1 protein-coding gene is annotated in these 2,248 nt (G+C 70.9%); it reads right to left on the bottom strand.

Annotated features, from left to right (window positions below; all coding sequences use genetic code 11):
• Positions 1–2,248 (bottom strand): condensation domain-containing protein (locus AB0J04_RS45900; RefSeq protein ID WP_363174688.1); only part of this gene is annotated, 2,248 nt, incomplete at both ends.

Genomic DNA, 2,248 nt, shown 5'->3' on the forward strand with positions numbered 1-2,248 from the left:
CCCCGTACGACAACGCCACTTCACCCGCGACCACCGCCACCGCATCAGGCAACTCCCGCACCCGCGCCTCGAACAGCCCCACCACACTGCCCTCCACACGGGCCGACACCGCGGAGGGAAGGGACAGCTTCCGCTCGACCTCCGTCAGGACGTCGAACCGGCTGAGCCGCAGCGCCGGTTCGGCGACCGCCGCGCTCAGCAGACGCGTCCAGCGGTCGCACATGGCCTGGACCGTCTCAGGGTCGTACAGGTCGTCGGCGTACTCGACGAACCCGTCGATGCCCCGCGGGGCACCGTCGTCCGCGTGCCGTTCGGACATCGAGAAGATCAGGTCGAGCTTGGACGTGGTCGTCGTGAGCTCGACGCTGCCGGTGTGCAGGCCGGGCGGGGCGAAGTCGACGCCGGGTGCGTTCTGGAGGACGAGCATCACCTGGAAGAGCGGGTGGTGGGCGAGCGAGCGCGCCGGGTTGAGCGCCTCGACGAGGTACTCGAAGGGCAGGTCCTGGTGGGCGTATGCGGCCAGCGCCACGTCCCGGACCCGGTCGAGGAGTTCGGTGAAGGTCGGGTCGCCGGAGGTGTCGGTACGAAAGACCAGGGTGTTGACGAAGTAGCCGATCAGGTCGTCCAGGGCCTCGTCCGTGCGGCCGGCGATGAGGCTCCCGACGGGGATGTCGTCCCCTGCGCCGAGCTTGTTCAGCAGAGCGGCGAGACCGGCCTGGAGCACCATGAACAGGCTGGTGCCCTCGGTACGAGCCAACTCCCTTAGATTCGCGTGCAGTTCGGCGTCCAACCGCACCCGGACGAAGCCGCCCCGGTGGGAGGCGACGGCGGGACGAGGCCGGTCGGTGGGCAGTTGGATCTGCTTCGGAAGCCCCTGCAGCGTGCTCGTCCAGTGCGCTGCCTGGCGGGCGAAGAGGCTGTCGGGGTCGGCGGCGTCGCCGAGCAGCCGGTGTTGCCACAGCGTGTAGTCGGCGTATTGGACCGGCAGTGGCGCCCAGTCCGGCTCCGCACCCCGGCAGCGCGCCGCGTAGGCGTCGGCGAGGTTGTGCGCCAGCGGGCCGAGGGACCAACCGTCTCCCGCGATGTGGTGCACGACCAGGAGAAGGACGTTCTCCTCCGGAGCCAGCGTGAACAGCTCCGCGTACAAGGAGAGGTCGACGGCCAGGTCGAAGGGACGGCTCAGCGCCTCCGCGAGGACGGCGTCCAGATCCGCCTCGGTCGCGTCGCGCACCCCCAGCGGCAGCCGGGCCTGCTCCGGGGCGAGGATCCTCTGGTGTGGAGTGCCGTCGATCTGGGGGTACAGCGTGCGCAGGCTCTCATGGCGGGCCAGGACGTCGGCGAGGGCCGCTTCCAGGGCGAGACGGTCGAGCGGTCCGGTCAGTCGCCAGGCGAGCGGGATGTTGTAGTTGGCGCTCGCGCCCTCCAACTGGTGCAGGAACCACAGCCGGCGCTGGGCGAACGACAGCGGGATCGGTTCGGGCCGGTCTTCGTACGGGGTGAGGGCGACGCGGGGCCGTCCGGCGCCCGCCAGACTCGCGGCCAGCCCGGCCGGTGTCGGGGCCTCGAACAGGGTGCGCAGCTCCAATTCCACGCCCAGAGTGGCCCGTACGCGGGCGACCAGCCGGGTGGCGAGCAGTGAGTGGCCGCCGAGGTCGAAGAAGCCGTCGTCCACCCCGGCCTCGGCGACCCCGAGGATCTCTGCGAACAGCTCGCACAGGATCTGCTCCTGCGGAGTGCGCGGGGCACGTCCCACACCCAGGCTGCCGCCCGCCTGGGGTTCGGGCAACGCCCGACGGTCCAGCTTGCCGTTGACGGTCAGCGGAAGCGCGTCCAGCGCGACGAACACGGCCGGGACCATGTACTCCGGGAGCCGCTCACGAAGATGCTCGCGCAGGACGGCGGAGTGCGCCGTGCCACCGGGTGCGGGCACGACGTAGGCGACGAGACGTGTGTCGTCGGTCCGGTCCTGCCGGGCGAGGACGGCGACGTCACCGACGTCGGGATGAGCCGCCAACGCGGCCTCGATCTCCCCGAGTTCGATCCGGAACCCGCGCACCTTGACCTGATCGTCGGCACGTCCGACGAACTCGAGGGCACCGCCGGTGTTCCGGCGTACGACGTCACCGGTCCGGTACATGCGGGAGCCGGGCGGACCGTAGGGATCGGCGACGAAACGGGAGGCCGACAGCGCCGGACGGTTCAGGTATCCCCGGGCGAGACCGGGCCCGGAGACGTACAACTCCCCTGC

The sequence above is a fragment of the Streptomyces sp. NPDC050263 genome (assembly GCF_040655955.1).
Taxonomy (GTDB): Bacteria; Actinomycetota; Actinomycetes; order Streptomycetales; family Streptomycetaceae; genus Streptomyces.